The sequence below is a fragment of the Desulfotomaculum sp. OF05-3 genome (genome assembly GCF_003435535.1).
In the GTDB taxonomy this organism is placed as follows: Bacteria; Bacillota; Clostridia; order Lachnospirales; family Lachnospiraceae; genus Pilosibacter; species Pilosibacter fragilis.
On sequence record NZ_QWGO01000005.1, the window covers coordinates 24,581 to 41,556 of the forward strand.

Annotated in this window: 15 protein-coding genes; 11 read left to right on the plus strand and 4 right to left on the minus strand. The window is 48.7% G+C overall.

The annotated features are described in order from the left end of the window. Positions 1-10 precede the first annotated feature (10 nt). The 6 genes from DXA87_RS04140 to DXA87_RS04165 all read left to right on the plus strand — a co-directional run bounded on the left by DXA87_RS04140 (position 11) and on the right by DXA87_RS04165 (position 7,482). The gene (locus tag DXA87_RS04140; protein ID WP_117470106.1) at positions 11-1,012 is read left to right on the plus strand and encodes an ABC transporter ATP-binding protein; all 1,002 of its coding nucleotides are present in this window, start codon (positions 11-13) and stop codon (positions 1,010-1,012) included. Next, positions 1,005-1,973, plus strand: coding sequence for an ABC transporter ATP-binding protein (locus tag DXA87_RS04145; protein ID WP_117470105.1), 969 nt, complete (start codon positions 1,005-1,007; stop codon positions 1,971-1,973). The genes DXA87_RS04140 and DXA87_RS04145 overlap by 8 nt, the downstream gene beginning before the upstream one ends. An 18-nt stretch (positions 1,974-1,991) precedes the next feature. After that, positions 1,992-3,257 carry a M20/M25/M40 family metallo-hydrolase gene (locus DXA87_RS04150; protein WP_117503383.1) on the plus strand — a complete coding sequence of 422 codons (1,266 nt, stop codon included), beginning with the start codon at positions 1,992-1,994 and terminating at the stop codon, positions 3,255-3,257. A 3-nt stretch (positions 3,258-3,260) separates the two neighbouring features. Then, positions 3,261-4,556 (plus strand): CapA family protein, encoded by a 1,296-nt coding sequence (locus DXA87_RS04155; RefSeq protein WP_117503384.1) that lies wholly within the window; start codon positions 3,261-3,263, stop codon positions 4,554-4,556. A 22-nt stretch (positions 4,557-4,578) separates the two neighbouring features. Next, a complete protein-coding gene (locus tag DXA87_RS04160) occupies positions 4,579-5,781 on the plus strand; it encodes a M20 family metallopeptidase (protein ID WP_117503385.1) in 1,203 nt (400 codons plus the stop codon). 285 nt (positions 5,782-6,066) lie between these two features. After that, the gene (locus DXA87_RS04165; protein WP_117472211.1) at positions 6,067-7,482 is read left to right on the plus strand and encodes a serine hydrolase domain-containing protein; all 1,416 of its coding nucleotides are present in this window, start codon (positions 6,067-6,069) and stop codon (positions 7,480-7,482) included. A 186-nt stretch (positions 7,483-7,668) separates the two neighbouring features. On the opposite strand, the gene bilS is transcribed toward DXA87_RS04165, so the two are convergent. Both bilS and DXA87_RS04175 read right to left on the minus strand, forming a co-directional pair. Further along, the gene (gene bilS / locus DXA87_RS04170) at positions 7,669-8,175 is read right to left on the minus strand and encodes a flavodoxin family protein BilS (protein ID WP_158553017.1); all 507 of its coding nucleotides are present in this window, start codon (positions 8,173-8,175) and stop codon (positions 7,669-7,671) included. Positions 8,176-8,190: 15 nt separating this feature from the next. Continuing rightward, complete coding sequence (locus DXA87_RS04175; protein ID WP_117470099.1) at positions 8,191-9,393, minus strand: FprA family A-type flavoprotein; 1,203 nt, start codon at positions 9,391-9,393, stop codon at positions 8,191-8,193. A 382-nt stretch (positions 9,394-9,775) separates the two neighbouring features. Between DXA87_RS04175 and DXA87_RS04180 the strand changes: the two genes are divergently transcribed. The 5 genes from DXA87_RS04180 to DXA87_RS04200 all read left to right on the plus strand — a co-directional run bounded on the left by DXA87_RS04180 (position 9,776) and on the right by DXA87_RS04200 (position 13,934). After that, positions 9,776-9,952, plus strand: a complete 177-nt coding sequence (locus DXA87_RS04180) for a FeoB-associated Cys-rich membrane protein (RefSeq protein WP_015552721.1) — start codon at positions 9,776-9,778, stop codon at positions 9,950-9,952. Positions 9,953-9,980: 28 nt separating this feature from the next. Next, positions 9,981-10,196: a FeoA family protein gene (locus DXA87_RS04185; RefSeq protein ID WP_117470097.1), complete on the plus strand. Its 216-nt coding sequence runs from the start codon at positions 9,981-9,983 to the stop codon at positions 10,194-10,196. A gap of 248 nt (positions 10,197-10,444) precedes the next feature. Continuing rightward, the gene (locus DXA87_RS04190; protein ID WP_015552719.1) at positions 10,445-10,669 is read left to right on the plus strand and encodes a ferrous iron transport protein A; all 225 of its coding nucleotides are present in this window, start codon (positions 10,445-10,447) and stop codon (positions 10,667-10,669) included. 115 nt (positions 10,670-10,784) lie between these two features. Continuing rightward, positions 10,785-12,968 (plus strand): ferrous iron transport protein B, encoded by a 2,184-nt coding sequence (gene feoB / locus DXA87_RS04195; protein WP_117503387.1) that lies wholly within the window; start codon positions 10,785-10,787, stop codon positions 12,966-12,968. A gap of 177 nt (positions 12,969-13,145) precedes the next feature. Then, positions 13,146-13,934 (plus strand): ZIP family metal transporter, encoded by a 789-nt coding sequence (locus DXA87_RS04200; RefSeq protein WP_117503388.1) that lies wholly within the window; start codon positions 13,146-13,148, stop codon positions 13,932-13,934. Positions 13,935-14,161: 227 nt separating this feature from the next. On the opposite strand, the gene DXA87_RS04205 is transcribed toward DXA87_RS04200, so the two are convergent. Both DXA87_RS04205 and trkA read right to left on the minus strand, forming a co-directional pair. Next, complete coding sequence (locus DXA87_RS04205; RefSeq protein ID WP_117485118.1) at positions 14,162-15,604, minus strand: TrkH family potassium uptake protein; 1,443 nt, start codon at positions 15,602-15,604, stop codon at positions 14,162-14,164. Positions 15,605-15,616: 12 nt separating this feature from the next. Next, positions 15,617-16,975 carry a Trk system potassium transporter TrkA gene (gene trkA, locus DXA87_RS04210; RefSeq protein WP_117472217.1) on the minus strand — a complete coding sequence of 453 codons (1,359 nt, stop codon included), beginning with the start codon at positions 16,973-16,975 and terminating at the stop codon, positions 15,617-15,619. Position 16,976: the final 1 nt, after the last annotated feature.

Sequence of the window (16,976 nt, forward strand, 5' to 3'; positions counted from 1 at the left end):
GAGGGCGAATATGGCAGAGAATGTTCTTGAACTCAAAAATCTTCGTGTAAAATATGAACTGGAGGAAGATACCGTTGAGGCTGTAAACGGTGTCAATATCCAGCTGAAACAGGGAGAAACGCTTGGTCTTGTCGGAGAGACGGGTGCCGGTAAAACAACTACGGCATTATCTCTTTTAAGATTGATCGATTCTCCTCCGGGAGTTATGGAATGCGATAAAATGGAGATCTGCGGGGAAGATGTTCTTGGGATGAATGAATCCGAACTGGAGCATATCCGGGGAACGCTCGTATCTATGATCTTCCAGGATCCGATGACTTCGCTGAACCCGGTATTTACCGTGGGACAGCAGATCGCAGAGAGTCTGCTCCGTCATGAAAAGGTGAATCATGAAGAAGCCTGGAAGAAGGCGGAAGATATGCTGGAGCTTGTTGGAATTCCGAGAGAACGTGCGATTGAATATCCGCATCAGTTTTCCGGCGGAATGAAGCAGCGAGTTATTATTGCAATCGCTCTTGCCTGCAGTCCGAAATTGCTGATTGCGGATGAACCGACAACCGCATTGGATGTAACGATTCAGGCACAGATCCTTCATCTGATGAGAGAACTGAAAGAGAAAAAGAATACATCCGTGATCATGATCACCCATGATCTGGGTATCGTAGCAGAGACGTGTGACAGGGTGGCTGTTATGTATGCCGGAAAGATCATCGAGGAAGGAACCTTGGATGAAGTTTTCAATCATACACTCCATCCATATACAGAAGGTTTATTCAACTCATTACCAAATATTAAAAATAGAACGGCAAGACTTCGACCGATCCATGGTTTGATGCCGGATCCGACGGATCTTCCGGAAGGATGCGCGTTTGCTCCGAGATGTAACTATGCAACAGAGGCATGTAAAAAGAGAAGACCGGATCTTGTAACATTCACAGGAACACATAAGGCTGCCTGCCTTGCATATGAAGACAAAGATTTCCATATCGAGAGGGGGAAAAAGAATGGCTGATACGATTCTTGAAGTCAAAAATTTGAAAAAGTATTTTAAAACAGCCAGGGGAACCCTGCATGCGGTCGATGACGTGAGTTTTACGATCGAGAGGGGAAGGACGCTTGGAATTGTAGGAGAATCCGGCTGTGGTAAATCGACAACCGGTCGTGCGATTCTGAGATTATTAGAGCCGACATCCGGAAAGGTGGTCTTTGACGGAAAAGACATCACTTCTCTGAGTGCAGCTGAAATGAGAAAGATGAGAAGTGATATGCAGATCATCTTCCAGGATCCTTTTTCTTCATTGGACCCGAGAAAAACGGTCAGCCAGACGATCGCAGAGCCGATCATAGAGAACAAGATCCTGAAGGACAAAAAAGCAATTGAGGCACGCGTGAAGGAACTGATGGAAACGGTAGGTCTTGCGCAGCGTCTCGTCAATACATATCCGCATGAGCTTGATGGTGGAAGAAGACAGAGAATCGGAATTGCCAGAGCACTGGCGATGAACCCGAAATTTATTGTCTGCGATGAGCCGGTATCCGCACTGGATGTGTCCATTCAGGCACAGATCCTGAACCTTCTTCAGGATCTGAAAGAGCAGATGGGACTGACCTTTATTTTTATCACGCATGACCTCTCAGTTGTTAATCACTTTGCAGATGAGATTGCAGTTATGTATCTTGGTCAGTTGATCGAGAAGGCACCGACAGAGGAGCTTTTCGATCATCCGATCCATCCGTATACGCGGGCACTTCTCTCCGCGATTCCGATCCCGGAAGTTGGAATCAGCCGTCCGGAAAGAATCCTCTTAAAAGGCGAGATTAGTTCTCCGATCGATCCGCCGGATGAGTGCAGATTTGCAAAGAGATGTATTTATACCTGTGACCAGTGTCATCAGTCATGTCCGAAGCTTATGGAAGTCAGACCGGGTCATTTTGTTTCCTGTCATTTGTGGAAGGATTTTTTGAGTGAGTGAATATAGGGAGGATAAAGCATGTATCAGGTATCAGAGCGGGTAAAAAAACAGTTTGAATATACAATGAGTATTCCGTGTGTAAAGGAAGCTATGAAATTTATACAGGAAGATGAGAGGAATACGATTGAAGAGCAGAAAGAACTGGTTCTCATAGAGGCTCCAACGAGAGAGGAAGAAAAACGAGCTGCGGTCATGATGGAAAAATTTAAAGCTCTTGGCCTTGAAAATGTTCACATTGACTGCGGTGGAAATGTCGTTGGCCTTCGAAGAGGAAGCGGCAAAGGGCCGAAGGTATTGATCGAGGGACATCTGGATACAGTCTTTCCATTTGGAACGGTACATGGTGTAGAGGAGAGAGACGGATTCCTCTACGCACCGGGAATCGGTGATGATACAAGAGCACTGGCAATGCTGTTGGGACTTTTAAGAGCATTGAATCAGAACGAAATCAAGACATTCGGAGACATTGTATTTGTGGCAACTACCCGCGAGGAAGGTATGGGCGGCCTCGGCGGAATGAAAGATTTCCTGAATGATAATGACGACATTGATATTTCACTTACAATTGATAACAATGACATGAGCGCACTGATCTTCGAGGCGACAAGCGGAGAAACCTACGAGGTCAACTTTTATGGTATCGGCGGTCATGCGTTTGGATCGTTTGGCGAGATGGCACAGCCGATCCATGCAGCAGCCAGAGCAGTTGCGAAGATCGCTGATTTTACAGTTCCATCAGATCCGAAGACAAGCTTCTGTGTCTCAAATTTCCACGGTGGAACTGCGGCCGGAGTGCATGCGATCGCATCGCAGGCAACCATCAAATTTAATTTCAGATCAAATTCACCGGAGGAGCTTGCAAAGCTTCGCACAAAAATCTTTGATGCGATCGAAGAAGCATGCCGGGAAGAAACAGAAAAATGGGGAAAAGATGAGATCACCTGGGATAAAAACCTGATCAGTCAGGTTCCGGGCGGAACTCAGGATTCCCATACACCACTGGTAGAATCCGCGTGGCTTGGTTTGAAGTCTCTGGATATTGAACCGGTATTCCATAAAGGCGGCTGCACAAATGCGAACGTAGCGGTTTCGAAAGGAATTCCATCGATCTGCCTTGGACGCGCGTTTGCACCGGATGAAAATAGAAAGAATATAATGAATCATAGTGTTCATGAAAAGTTTCCGATCACCGACTCATATAAGGCAGTTCAGCAGGCATTTATGGTATTGATGATGGCAGCAGGAATCGACGGAGAGACTAATTCTGTTGTGGAGGAAAAATAGATTATGAAGAAAATGACACTGATCGCTACAGGAGATGCGTTTATCACAAGAAGATTTCCGGAAGGCGGTTATGAAGGATTTGAGCAGGTCAGAGACGTGATCAGTCAGTATGATGTAAAATTTTCAAATCTGGAGATGACATTCCACAATGAGGAAGGATATCCGGCAGCATTTTCCGGAGGAACCTGGGCAATGGCAGATCCAAGAACCCTTGATGATATGAGATCGTTTGGTTTTAATCTGTTTAATACGGCAAATAATCATTCCTGCGACTACAGTCATGGAGGAGTTCTTGCAACGATCCGGAATCTCAAAGAGAGAGACATGATCTTTGCCGGAACAGGAAAAAATCTTTCCGAGGCATCAAAACCATGCTATCTGGAGACGAAAAACGGACGTGTCGCAATGATCGCAGTCTCTTCAAGCTTCCATGAGTCAGGAATGGCTGGTGGACAGAGCGCGGAATTGATCGGAAGACCTGGATTAAATCCTCTTCGTTATGAAACGATTTACCATGTCACAAAAGAGAATTATAAGAAAGCAGAAGAACTGGCGGCGCTTACAAAGATCAACGCAACGATGGAGCGGTCTGTAAAAAACGGATATCAGAATCCGCCGGCTTCCGGAACACTGCCCTTTGGAACATACAAATTTGTTCTGGATGAAAAAGACTGGATCGAGAGCGTTCCGTTCCCGGCTGATATGGAACGTGTCGAGAAGGAGATCATTGAGGCAAAAAAACAGGCAGATATCGTTCTTGTAAGCTTTCATGGGCATGAGACGGATGGGGAGGACACAACGGTTCCATCCATGTTCCTTGAGACATTTTCAAGAAGATGTGTGGATGCGGGAGCAGATGCGGTAATCGGACACGGGCCGCATGAACTTCGTGGAATTGAGATCTATCACGGAGCGCCTATCTTCTACAGTCTGGGAAATTTCCTTTTTGAGACAGAAACTGTGGAAAAGCAGCCTTACGATGCATACATAAATAAAAAAATGCCGCTGGATACCAAGGTTGGTGCTTATATGGATGCCCGCAGTAAAAACGGCACGGCCGGATACGGAGTGCTCCCGGAGATCTGGTTATCTGTGATGGCAGGCTGGACCATGGAAGATGGACATTTAACAGAAATCAAACTGTATCCGATTTCTCTTGGAATGACGGAAAAAAGACCGCAAAAAGGAGTTCCGGTGTTGACCGGTGATGAGAAGGTACTGGCATACCTGGCAGAGCTTTCAAAACCTTACGGAACTGAGATGGAAATTAAAGATGGCGTAGGCACGATCAGACTTTAAAGAAGATAGAAGGTGAGCGGATATGGAAGAGAGAAAGAGTAAAATCCTGAGCGAAATTGATCGGGACAGGGAAGAACTTGAAGAATTATCCAGAAAGATCCACGATGATCCGGAATTGGGATTTGAGGAATTTCATGCGCTTAGTTATATCAGTGATGTATTGAAAAAGCACGGATACCGTGTGGAACAGGGATACGGAGGTCTGGAAACGTCGTTCCGGGCTGAAAAAGAAGGATCAAAACCGGGTCCGACCGTAGCCTTTCTGGCAGAGTATGATGCGTTGAAAGGAGTTGGACACGGATGCGGCCATAATTTAATCGCAACGTGTTCGACGGGGGCTTTTCTGGGACTCGCTTCCGTGATGGAAGATCTCCCGGGAAAAGTATGTATCATAGGAACACCTGCGGAAGAAGGCGGTGCCGGAAAGGTAAAGCTTCTGAAAAATGGGGCGTTTGATGATGTTGACTTTGCCCTGATGATGCATCCGTCATCCGGTGGTTCAAATCTTGTAGGACGCGGAGGACGGGCTGCCTGCTCTGTAAAAGTGCATTTTACTGGAAAAGGCGCACATTCTTCCGTACCTAAAAATGGAATCAATGCACTGAGTGCTGTCATTCATGTTTTCCAGCAGATCGATCTGATGCGTCCGACTTTTGACCCGCAGGATAACATCAATGGAATCATTTCGAATGGCGGAAGTGCGGCCAATGTGATTCCGGCATCAGCAGATTGTGAATTCTGTATCCGCGCGGATACCATGAAGAGAATCGAAGAGCTGATCGATGTAATAAAACTCTGTGTCAGAAACGCTGAACAATTGACCGGAGCAAAAGCGGATATCAGCTGGGGTGAGATATCAGCAGAGCGTTATCCGAACCGGCCGATGTGTCAGGCATTTAAAGATAACATGGAGACATTGGGAATTGAGATGAAGTGGCCGGATCCGAAGGCACAGTACGGATCATCGGATATCGGCAATGTTTCTATAAAAATTCCGGCGATCCATGATTATCTGTCGATCACGGATGATAAAACGATTCAGGCTCATACGAAAGAGTATGCGGATGCTGCAAAAAGTGAAGAAGCTCAGGAAATCTGCCTGAAAGGTGCGAAGGGTCTTGCGATGACAGGATATGATATTTTGTCAAGCGATGAGTTCCAGGCGGAGATCCGTAGATTCCATGAACAGCAGATCCCGGATTTTTATAAAGAGAAGAAATCATAATTGTAACTGTTCAGTAGGTCTGCGCACTTGCTGTACTGACCGTAAGAAAACATAGGCTGGAAGGCAAAAATCCCATCAGCGAAGCTGATCTGGAATGGATTTTTGCACGTAACTATGAAGGGACTGAATAGTTACTCATAATTAAGAAATGCAGTGATCTGTATAGGAAACTCAAAAAGAATATTTGAATAAATCGATCAGAATCGATATAATCAATATGAAGACTGCGCACCTGTGTGAGAATCAGATCACCAGGTGCGCGCAGCGTAAAGGAGAGGAGTACCCATGAACAAAATCACAAATGCGTCAAGATTTCTTTTTGAGGAACTTGTATCCAGAATACAGGAACGTTCCAACGCAGTGGGAATCGCGGTTGCGATCGTTGACCGAAATGGAAAGACTCAGTATGAAAAGTTTTTTGGATACCGGGATCAGGAGAGAAAACTGCCGATCGATGAGGATACGATCTTCGGATTAGCGTCCGTCACGAAATCCTTTGTGGCTTTATCGATCATGCAGCTGGTCGAAGCCGGAAAAGTAGATCTGGATGATCCGGTGAGCAAATATATTCCGGAATTTACAAACCGTAATCAGAAACCGATAAAGGTATGGCACTTTTTATGTCACACAGCGGGCTTTTATCCGATGCACCGCACGATCATCAATGAGATCGCGCAGAAGGCAGGACTGGATGAAAATGAGACAGGGGATTTTGCGTTCTGTGAGAAGATCGCATTGGAAGGAACAAAGGCAGTCGCTGAGCTGCTGGATGCCCAGACAAAGGAAAACGGCGGTCTGATCGGAGATCCGGGAAACTACATGAGCTATTGCAATGATGGCTTTGGACTTTTGTCAGAGATCGTGCGTCGTGTCGGCGGGGAGAACAGCTTTGCGGAATATGTGAAAAAACATATTCTTGAGCCTCTTCATATGGAGCGGAGCAGCGGAGAGTATGTAAGACCGGCAGCGGATACGAATGCGGCAGTTCTCTACAAAATGCAAAAAGGTGTCATGACCTCCGGCAGAGATTACCATGACAATGCATTTTCCCTCGGAGGAGCCGGTTCCCTGAAATCTACACTTGCCGACATGAAAAAATACATCTGCATGTATCTGAATTACGGAAAGGGGATCGATGGAACAAGGATCCTCTCCCAGGAGGGGGTACGGACGATGTGCCGCCCAAGAATCGATTATCGCCCGGATAGCCATTATTGCTTTGGCCTTGCGCAGAAGAAGCTGGATGACCTGACGGTTATGGAGCATGGCGGAAGCCTGCCGGGAGTTTCGTCGAATTTATCCTGGTCGTATGATGCCGGAGTGGGTGTTATAGTACTGTGCAACACGTCGGGCGTGCCGGTTAGCACGATCGCGGATGCAGCAATGCGGATGTATCATGGAAGAAATCCGATCGAGGACCGATTTGTTTATCAGGAGACGGAGTGGAATGCGGAAAAGAGAAAGGCAATGTGCGGCACCTTCCGGTCTGATGAAGATAACAATATCACGATCTTTGAGAAAGATGGAAATCTGGCAGTCAAAGAGGGAGAGACGCTTCTTCGATTTGTGCCGGTGCAGGAATTTTTAGGGATTGTGCGCAACCCGGATAAGGATGGCTACGTGAGATTCTTCGAAAATGAGAATGGTGAGATCTTTGCAATCGGATACGGTGGAAGAATGCTGCCGAGAGTGAAAGACTGATTGGAGCAAAGTTTGAGCATGAAAAAATGCCGGATGATCGGTTTTCCCGATCATCCGGCATTTCATGATTCTGGTAAGAATATGTCAGCTTCGCTGACCAGAATCATGCGTAAAGTCTCACGGACGTTTCGACTTGAATTTAACCGCCATACGGAATCCATGCAGTGCGTTTTATATGACGATCAATTAGTGGATAAAGCCTTCAGCCCACTTTTTAAAGTTTGCGAAGTCCTCTTCGTTCGGATGGGAGAGACCTTCCTGGTACGTATCGCGAAGAAGCTTTCCCTTTGCGTCCTCCGGGTCCTTTTCGAGCATTGCGGCAAATTTATCTGCGACTGCCGGCTGCATTTTCCCCTGGCAGACGAAGCCTGTAAGAACGGTGTTGTTTACGGGAATATTTGCCTCTGCCTGTTTTAAGATCGAGTGGATGTAATCAGGAGCTGCATATCCGGCTGTGCCGAAAAGAGCGATCTTTGTATTCTGAAGGTTCTTTAAGAAAACACGCGTCCTGTCATCGCAGCTTCCTTTATCGGTCCAGAAGCCGGCGAAGATAAGGTCCGCTCCAAGATCCGGGGAGTAATGGGACGTATCACCGAAATAAACACAGTGCTCATGCGGAAGGATATCATGGAGACGATCTGCAAGTGCTGCGGTATTTCCGGTCTTACTGGAATAAACGATTGCATATTTCATGGGCATTTCCTCCACTTACTGTAATGATGCGGCAATTGCGTCTGCAAGTGCGTCAAGCTCAGCCTCCTGATTGTCTTTCAGGGCAGATTTAATGGTCACATCTGACTCGAGCACATGGATATTTTTCATTGTACCGAGGATTTCCCCCATCTGCTTTGAGGTGGTTGCCGCCCAGGTTCCGTTCTGGATCAGGGCAGCGGTACGGTTTGTAAGACCGTGGGCTGCAAGCTGGTGGAGCAGTGTGTCCATATTGCAGAAGATACCGCCATTGTAGGTGATGGATGCAAAGACAATCGCGGAGGTACGGAACGCGTCTGCAATGATGTAGGACGGATGGGTCTTGGAAACGTCAAAGACGGAAATATGGCGGATGCCGCGGTCGGCAAGCTTTCCGGCAAGGATATCGGCAGCTTTTTCCGTATGACCGTAAACAGATCCGTAGGCGATCGTTACAGATTTCTCTTCCGGCGTATAGGAGCTCCATTTGAGGTATTTATCGATGAGCCATGGGAGATCTTCTCTCCAGATCACGCTGTGGAGCGGGCAGATCATCCGGATCTCGAGCCCGGCAGCCTTCTTTAAGAGACCCTGTACGGACATGCCGAATTTTCCAACGATATTTGTATAATAACGTCTCGCCTCAGAGAGCCAGGCAACCTTATCGTCGATCTCGTCAGCAAAGATATTTCCGTCGACAGCGCCGAAGGAACCGAAGGCATCAGCGGAGAACAGGATCTTTTCTGTCTTTTCATAGGTAACCATGACCTCCGGCCAGTGCACCATCGGGGCCATCACGAAGGTAAGCTCATGGGAGCCGAGAGAGATGGTATCTCCCTCTTTTACCAGAATCGCGCGGCTGTCCACATCAAAATCAAAGAACTGTTTCATCATTCCCACAGCCTTTGCGGTGCATACGATCTTTGCCTCCGGGTAAACGGCGATCACATCGGCGATGGACGCACAGTGGTCCGGCTCCATGTGGTTTACGATCAGATAGTCCAGAGTGCGGCCCTTTAAGGCAGCGGTCACATTTTCGAGAAAATCATGGGTGAAGGACGCGTCCACGGTATCGAAGAGTGCTGTCTTCTCGTCAAGAAGAACGTAAGAGTTATAGGACATTCCTGTAGGAACCGGATAAACATTTTCAAAGAGAGCGATGCGGCGGTCATTGATGCCGACCCAGAAAAGGGAATCTGTAAGCTTTCTTATGTTATTCATGTTAGAAACCTCCTGATATTAATATTGCTGTGGCGTTTTCCGAATCTGCCAGAACGAGAACGGTGAAATACCGGAAAGGTACTGGCTTCTGAAAGAGTCACAAAAGGTCAAAAAATAAAATCATCTGGACCTATATATTCCTATTGTCGGCAAATTTTAACAATATAAAAGTAAATCCAGACAAGACAGAAATAATGACGCAGATATACTATCATTTTAAATGGAAAGTCTTTGGAAAGCAAGTAAAACCATCCGGTAAAATCTTAAAAAATTATTAAATACCAGTTGACAAGTTGGGTATGAAGTCATATAATTCACTTGAAATTGATATTCGTTATCAATACGATTGTTCCCATAAATGGTTTGGTGAGAGGTGATGGAAATGCTTACAGATGTAATTGTTTTGTTGCTGGTTGCCATGGCCGTGATCGGTGTGATAAAGAGTATCCGGAAACAGAAGAAGAGCGGTTCCTGTGGGGGCTGCTGCGGTTCCTGTTCCGGTTGCAGCGGATGCGGCAGTGTCCATTACGATACAGCTCCGAAAGCTCACAAAGCCTGAGCGGATGGGAGTGTAAAGAGGAGGAAACATGATGCCAATGACATTTTTACGTGCCGGTGAGACCGGTATGATCCAGCGTGTCGGCGGAGCGGAGGACACAAAGAGATTCCTCGCGAATCTTGGCTTCGTGGACGGAGCGGCAGTGACAGTGATCTCTGAACTCAACGGAAACCTGATCGTAAACATCAAGGATTCCAGAGTCGCGATCAACAAGGAGATGGCAAAGCACGTTATGGTGCAGTAGCTGTGAAAAAAGACGGTGACTGTTCAGCAGTTTGCCTTATCCCGCAGGGAAGTGCAGACTGGGAAGAATGGGCAGTTATGGATGATGAAAGTTCAAGTGGGAGATTTCCCACTTTGCTTTTTCCCCAATGGTTAGTATGCGCTAATTAGCATCAACTAATCGAATACTTTTGGAAAAAATTCACAAAAGGCAGGGGGGGGATGGATCCGGACCGCAGGAGCGGTTCACAAGGATAGAAAGGAGAAGACATGACATTACGTGAAGTTCCGGTACATACAACGGTTAAAGTTGTAAAGATCAACGGAGAGGGCGCATTCCGCCGCAGAATCATGGACATGGGCATTACCAAAAACAGCGAGATCTACGTTCGTAAAGTAGCGCCGCTCGGTGATCCGGTCGAGATCACGGTCCGTGGATATGAACTGTCTTTGAGAAGAGACGATGCGGAAAGTGTCGAAGTCGTTACAGTTTAATGGCGGGATAAATGTTTTGCCTGATGTGTATGCAAAGCATTGGCAAAATCCGGTTGCTGTCCGCCCAGAATGTGGACAGTGACAACACAAGTGCAGGAAAATAGGAGGATGAAGAATGGCTATTAAAATCGCATTAGCCGGCAACCCGAACTGTGGTAAGACGACCATGTTCAATGCCCTCACAGGCGCGAATCAGTACGTCGGAAACTGGCCGGGTGTAACTGTAGAGAAAAAAGAAGGTAAATTAAAATCTGCCAAGAGCGGTGAAGAGATCATCATCACAGACCTTCCGGGTGTTTACTCCCTTTCCCCGTACACACTGGAGGAAGTCGTAAGCCGTGATTACCTCGTTCACGAGAAACCGCAGGCGATCATCAATCTGGTAGACGCAACAAACATTGAGAGAAACTTATATCTGACGACCCAGATCCTCGAGATCGGTATTCCTGTCGTTATCGCGTTAAACATGGCTGACCTGCTTGCAAAGAGCGGGGATAAGATCGATGTGAAGAAGCTTTCCGAGATCTTCGGCTGTGAAGTTGTTGAGACTTCTGCGTTAAAGGGCACAGGCCTTAAGGAAGTTGTCGAGAAGGCGATCGAGGCAGCGAAGAAGAACGAGTGGAAGAACCCGGCCGGCATCTTCTCCGGAAGCGTTGAGAATGCGATCGCAAAGGTTGAGGAAGCTGTCGGTGACGCTGTGGACGCAGACCAGAAGAGATGGTTCGCGATCAAGCTTCTTGAGAAGGACAGCAAGGTCATCGAGCAGTTACATCTTCCGGCATCCGCTATGGCAGCGGTCAACACGGAGGTTACCCGTCTTGAGAAAGAGACTGATGACGATACAGAGAGCATCATCACAGACGAGCGTTATACATACATCGGAAGCGTGATCGACAAGGCCGTTAAGAAATCCGGCAAGAAGCTCTCCACCTCCGATAAGATCGATAAGATCGTTACAAACCGTATTTTAGGTATCCCGATCTTCGCGGCAGTGATGTGGTTCGTTTACTACATCTGTGTAAGCACACTCGGAACCATGGGGACAGACTGGGCGAATGACACATTCGGCGGCGGCATTCAGGAATGGGCAGGCGCGGCACTCGCGGCAGCAGGCGCAAGCGACTTCATCCAGAGCCTTGTTGTGGATGGTATCCTCGGCGGACTCTTCGCTGTATTCGGATTCCTCCCGCAGATGGCACTCTTATTCTTAATGCTTTCCATCCTTGAGGACTGCGGATACATGGTACGTATCGCATTCGTCATGGACCGTGTATTCCGTCACTTCGGACTTTCCGGTAAGAGCTTCATTCCGCTCCTGATCGCATCTGGCTGCGGTATCCCGGGTATCATGGCTTCCAAGACCATCGAAAATGATAACGACAGACGTCTTACCATTATGACAGCCACATTTATTCCGTGCGGCGCGAAGCTTCCTGTTATCGCTCTGTTAGGCGGCATCATGGTCGGCTGGACATCCGGAGATTATTCCGATGCAGGAAATACAGCATTCTTAATGTACGCGTTAGGTATCGTTTGCGTCCTTGTCGCAGCGATCATGTTAAAGAAGACAAAGCCGTTCTCCGGCGAGGCAGCTCCGTTCGTTATGGAGTTACCGGCATACCACATCCCGTCTGCCAAGACCGTTCTCATGCACACCTGGGAGCGTCTGTGGGGCTTCATTAAGAAAGCCGGAACAATCCTGTTCCTTGCCTGCGTGATCATGTGGATCCTCTCCACCTTCGGTTTCGAGAATGGCGCGTTCGGTATGGTAGAAGATACAGAAAACTGCTTCATGGCGATCCTCGGAAGTGCTCTTGCATGGATCTTCGCTCCTCTCGGATGGGGCAAATGGCAGTGCGTTGCAGCGGCGATCTCCGGATTCTCCGCAAAAGAGGGTATCGTTTCCACAATGGGTGTCCTTGCAAATGTCAGCGAGGATCTCTCTGAGGAGACAGATGTTGTTGCAGCTGCGATCAGAGACTGGTTCCCGACAATGGCAGCAGCCTTCTCCTTCCTTGTATTCAACCTGTTAAACTCCCCGTGTCTGGCGGCTATTTCCACAATGGCCCAGCAGATGCAGTCCAGAAAGTGGTTCTGGTTCGCGATCATTTTCCAGAACGTATTCGCTTACTGCGTAGCACTGATGTTCTATCAGTTCGGTCTTCTTATGGAAGGCGGTTCCTTCGGAATCGGCACAGCAGCAGCTGTTGTTGTTCTTCTCGGATTCCTCTATATGCTGTTCCGTCCGGATCCATATAAGAACCAGAAGAAGGCATCCCGCCGCTCTGTAGCAGCTTAATTTTAGCAGTATTACTTCATTATTCCATAGAAACTCTATAAAAGATCCAGGTCAGAGGCGGACATCGCTTTGTGCCTGGATCTTTTCTGTTGGAGAACGCATAGCTTATAGAAGGAAGATTGCGAGAGCCGTGCCGGGATCCGGACGGTCTTCGCGGATCAAAGGAGATAAATAACGATGGAAAATATCGGAAATATTATTCTTGGGATCATGATCCCGTTTGCGGGGACGACGCTTGGGGCTGCGTGCGTATATTTTATGAGGAATGGGATCCGGCAGAATGTGGAAAAAGGCCTTCTGGGCTTTGCGTCCGGTGTCATGGTGGCGGCATCCGTGTGGTCGCTTCTGATCCCGTCCATGAATCTTTCCGCGGATCTGGGACGCCTGGCGTTTCTGCCTGCGGTGACCGGATTCTTTTGCGGCATCCTGTTCCTGCTGTTCCTTGATGGACATGTGCCTCATCTTCACATCGGGTGCGACGAACCGGAAGGTCCGTCCTGTACGTTAAAAAAAAATACGATGCTTGTCCTTGCGGTGACCCTTCATAATATTCCGGAAGGAATGGCGGTCGGTGTCATGTTCGCGGGACTTCTTACGGCAAACAGCGGGATCACGTTAGCCGGTGCGTTTGCCCTGTCCGTCGGGATCGCGATCCAGAACTTCCCGGAGGGGGCGATCATTTCCCTGCCGCTCAAGGGTGAGGGGATGAGCAGCAACCGTGCATTTCTATATGGAACACTTTCAGGCGTTGTAGAGCCAGTGGCAGCAATTCTCACCGTTTTGATGTACAGGATCCTCGCTCCGGTCCTGCCGTATCTTCTCGCCTTCGCTGCAGGTGCCATGATGTATGTGGTCGTGGAGGAGCTGATCCCGGAGACCGCGGAGGGAGAGCACTCGAATATAGGAACCATCGGGTTCGCGGTCGGGTTTGCATTGATGATGATGCTTGATGTGGCACTTGGGTGATACAATATGGACGATTGAGCGTCATAGATAAATATGATAGGGAAGCGGTGATGCCCGCCTGCCCGCTGTCCGGTGGAAAAAAGACAGAAAAACAAAAAGGAAAGTGGATATCCAGAGTCCATGATGTGACTCTGGGATATCCACTTTTTATTTCCGACAATCAGATTTTTCAACACGGATCAGTCAAATTGTCAAAATTACATCTATTATCGGGAATGTTTGCTTAATTAGAATCTCTTCCAGGTACCCCGATAGAAAAGCAGCAGCAGCGGAAAGAGCTCCAGACGTCCGGCAAGCATATCAAAGGTCAGAACCAGCTTGGAGAAGTTGGAGAAGAGCCCGAAGTTCTGGGCCGGGCCTACAAGTTCCAATCCCGGTCCGATGTTGTTTAAGGTCGCCGCGACGGCGGTAAAGTTTGTCACAAGATCGAAGTTGTCGATGCCGATGAGCAGCACGGAGATCGCGAAGATCAGGATGTATGCCGCCATGAAGACATTTACGGAGCGGAGGACCACATGATCCACCGCGCGTCCCTCAAAATGGATCTTGCGGATCTGATTCGGATGGAGACTCTGGGAGAGCTCCTTTGTCAGGGACCGGAATAACAGCACGACACGGGACACCTTAATGCCGCCGCCGGTACTTCCCGCGCAGGCACCGATAAACATTAAGAGCACCAGGATCGTTTTCGGGATCGTTGGCCAGAGGTTAAAATCCACGGTGGCGAAGCCGGTGGTCGTGATGATGGAAGCAACCTGAAACGCGACATGGTGGAACGCGAGGAACAGGCTGTCGAAGAAATCCCGGACAAAAAACGTGATGACGAGGATCGACGTGGCAATGATCCCGAGGTACCATCGCGCCTCCTCGCAGCGCAGTGCTTCCTTCGGCTTTTTCATATAGAAGAGGAAGTACACGTTAAAGTTGATGCCAAAGAGGATCATAAACACGGTAACTACGCCCTGAAGGTAGGTGGAATAGCTTCCGAAGCTGTCGTTCTTGATGCCGAAGCCTCCGGTTCCCGCGGTACCGAAAACGGTACACAGGGAATCAAACACCGGCATCCGTCCCACAAGCAGGAGAATAAACTCCAGAACCGTGAGGAAGAGATAGAGCCCATAGAGGATCTTTGCGGTGGACTGCACCTTCGGGACCAGCTTTGTGACAGAGGGGCCCGGGCTCTCTGCCTTCATGAGGTTCATATGATAGCCGCTTCCGGTAAGCGGAAGCAGGCAGAGAAGGAACACGAGAACTCCCATACCACCGATCCAGTGTGTAAAGCTCCTCCAGAACAGGATGCCGTGCTGAAGCGGTTCCACGGCGGGAAGAATACTGGCACCGGTCGTCGTAAATCCAGACACAGTCTCAAACAGGGCATCCACCGGATTTGTGATGGATCCGCTTAAGAGGAACGGGATGGAACCCATGATACTCATGACGATCCAGCTTAAGGCAACCGTCACGGAACCTTCCCTTGCGTAGAATACCTTGTTTTTCGGCTGCTTGCGGACAAGGATCACACCTGGGATCAGGCAGAGGACGATCGTGATGAAGAATGCCAGTGCGCAGCTTTCATGGTAAATCAGGGAGACTGCCAGGGATGGCACAAGAAGCGCCGCCTCCACGTCCAGAATCCAGCCGATAATATAAAAGATCATCGAATAATTCATGGAATCGCTCCTTTATGATTTTAAGATATCCCGGATATCACCGAGACCGCGGTTTGTGGTCACGAGAATCACGGTATCCCCGACCTTGATTATATTCTGACCACGGGGGGTGAGGATCTGACCGTTGCGGTTGATGCAGCAGATCAGAAGGTTGTCCTTTAAGTTTAAGTCCATAAGCGGCACATTCGTGACAGCGGAATCCTCCTTGATGGAGAATTCCAGTGCTTCGGCACGGCCATCCAGGATCTTATACAGCGTTTCCACGTTGCAGCCGATGGTGTTCTGGCGGGCACGGACGTACTGTAGGATATAATCTGCCGTCAGGTACTTCGGGTAGATGATGCTGTCGATACCGAAGCTGTCGATCACGTCATCGAAGGCGATCTTGTTGACCTTTGCGATGAGCTTTGCATTGGAGTGGAGCTTTCCGTAGAGGGCGAGGAAGATATTCTCCTCGTCAAGTCCGGTGAGGGCCACAAGGGAATCAGCGTAGGTCAGGCCTTCTTCCAGAAGAAGATCCCGATCACTTCCGTCCCCGTTTATGATATCAGCACCGGGAATCACCTCGCTTAAGTAATCGCAGCGCTCTTTCCGCTGCTCGATGATCCGGACGCGGAACCCGATCTTTAAGAGGTCCTGGGCCAGATAGTGGGCGATGGTGCCGCCGCCGATGATCAGGGAATTTTTTACGGATTTTGAGCGGAGACCGATCTTTTCAAAAAACTGAGCCGTATTTTCCAGAGATCCCACGATAGAGAGGATATCCGTATCCTGAAGGACAAAGCTTCCGTTCGGGATCACGACCTCGGATCCGCGCTCAACGGCACAGATCAGGACATCGCATTTTAACTGCCGCATGATATCCATGACAGTTTTTCCGCCGAACCCGATCTCCGGCTTTAAGCGGAAGCGGAGAAGCTCGACACGTCCCTTTGCGAAGGTGTCGATCTTGATGGCGGACGGGAATTTTAAGAGCTTTAAGATCTCTCTGGCCGCCGTCAGCTCCGGGTTGATGATCATGGAGAGTCCGAGCTTTTCCTGAATGAAGCGGATCTCCTTATTATAGAGCGGGTTTCTTACGCGGGCGATGGTGTCACAGTGTCCGGTCTTCTTCGCCATCAGGCAGCAGAGGAGGTTTAATTCGTCCTCGCCGGTGACAGCGATAAAGAGGTCCGCATTTTCCACTCCGGCTTCCTGTTGGATATTAAAGCTGGCGCCGTTTCCAACGATTCCCAGGGCGTCAAACTGGTTGGAAAGATGTTCCACTTTCTGCGGATTCATATCGACCATAACGAGATCGTGGCCCTCGGCGCTTAAGCGCTCTGCAAGGCTCACGCCGACCTTTCCGCAGCCGACAATGATGATCTTCATA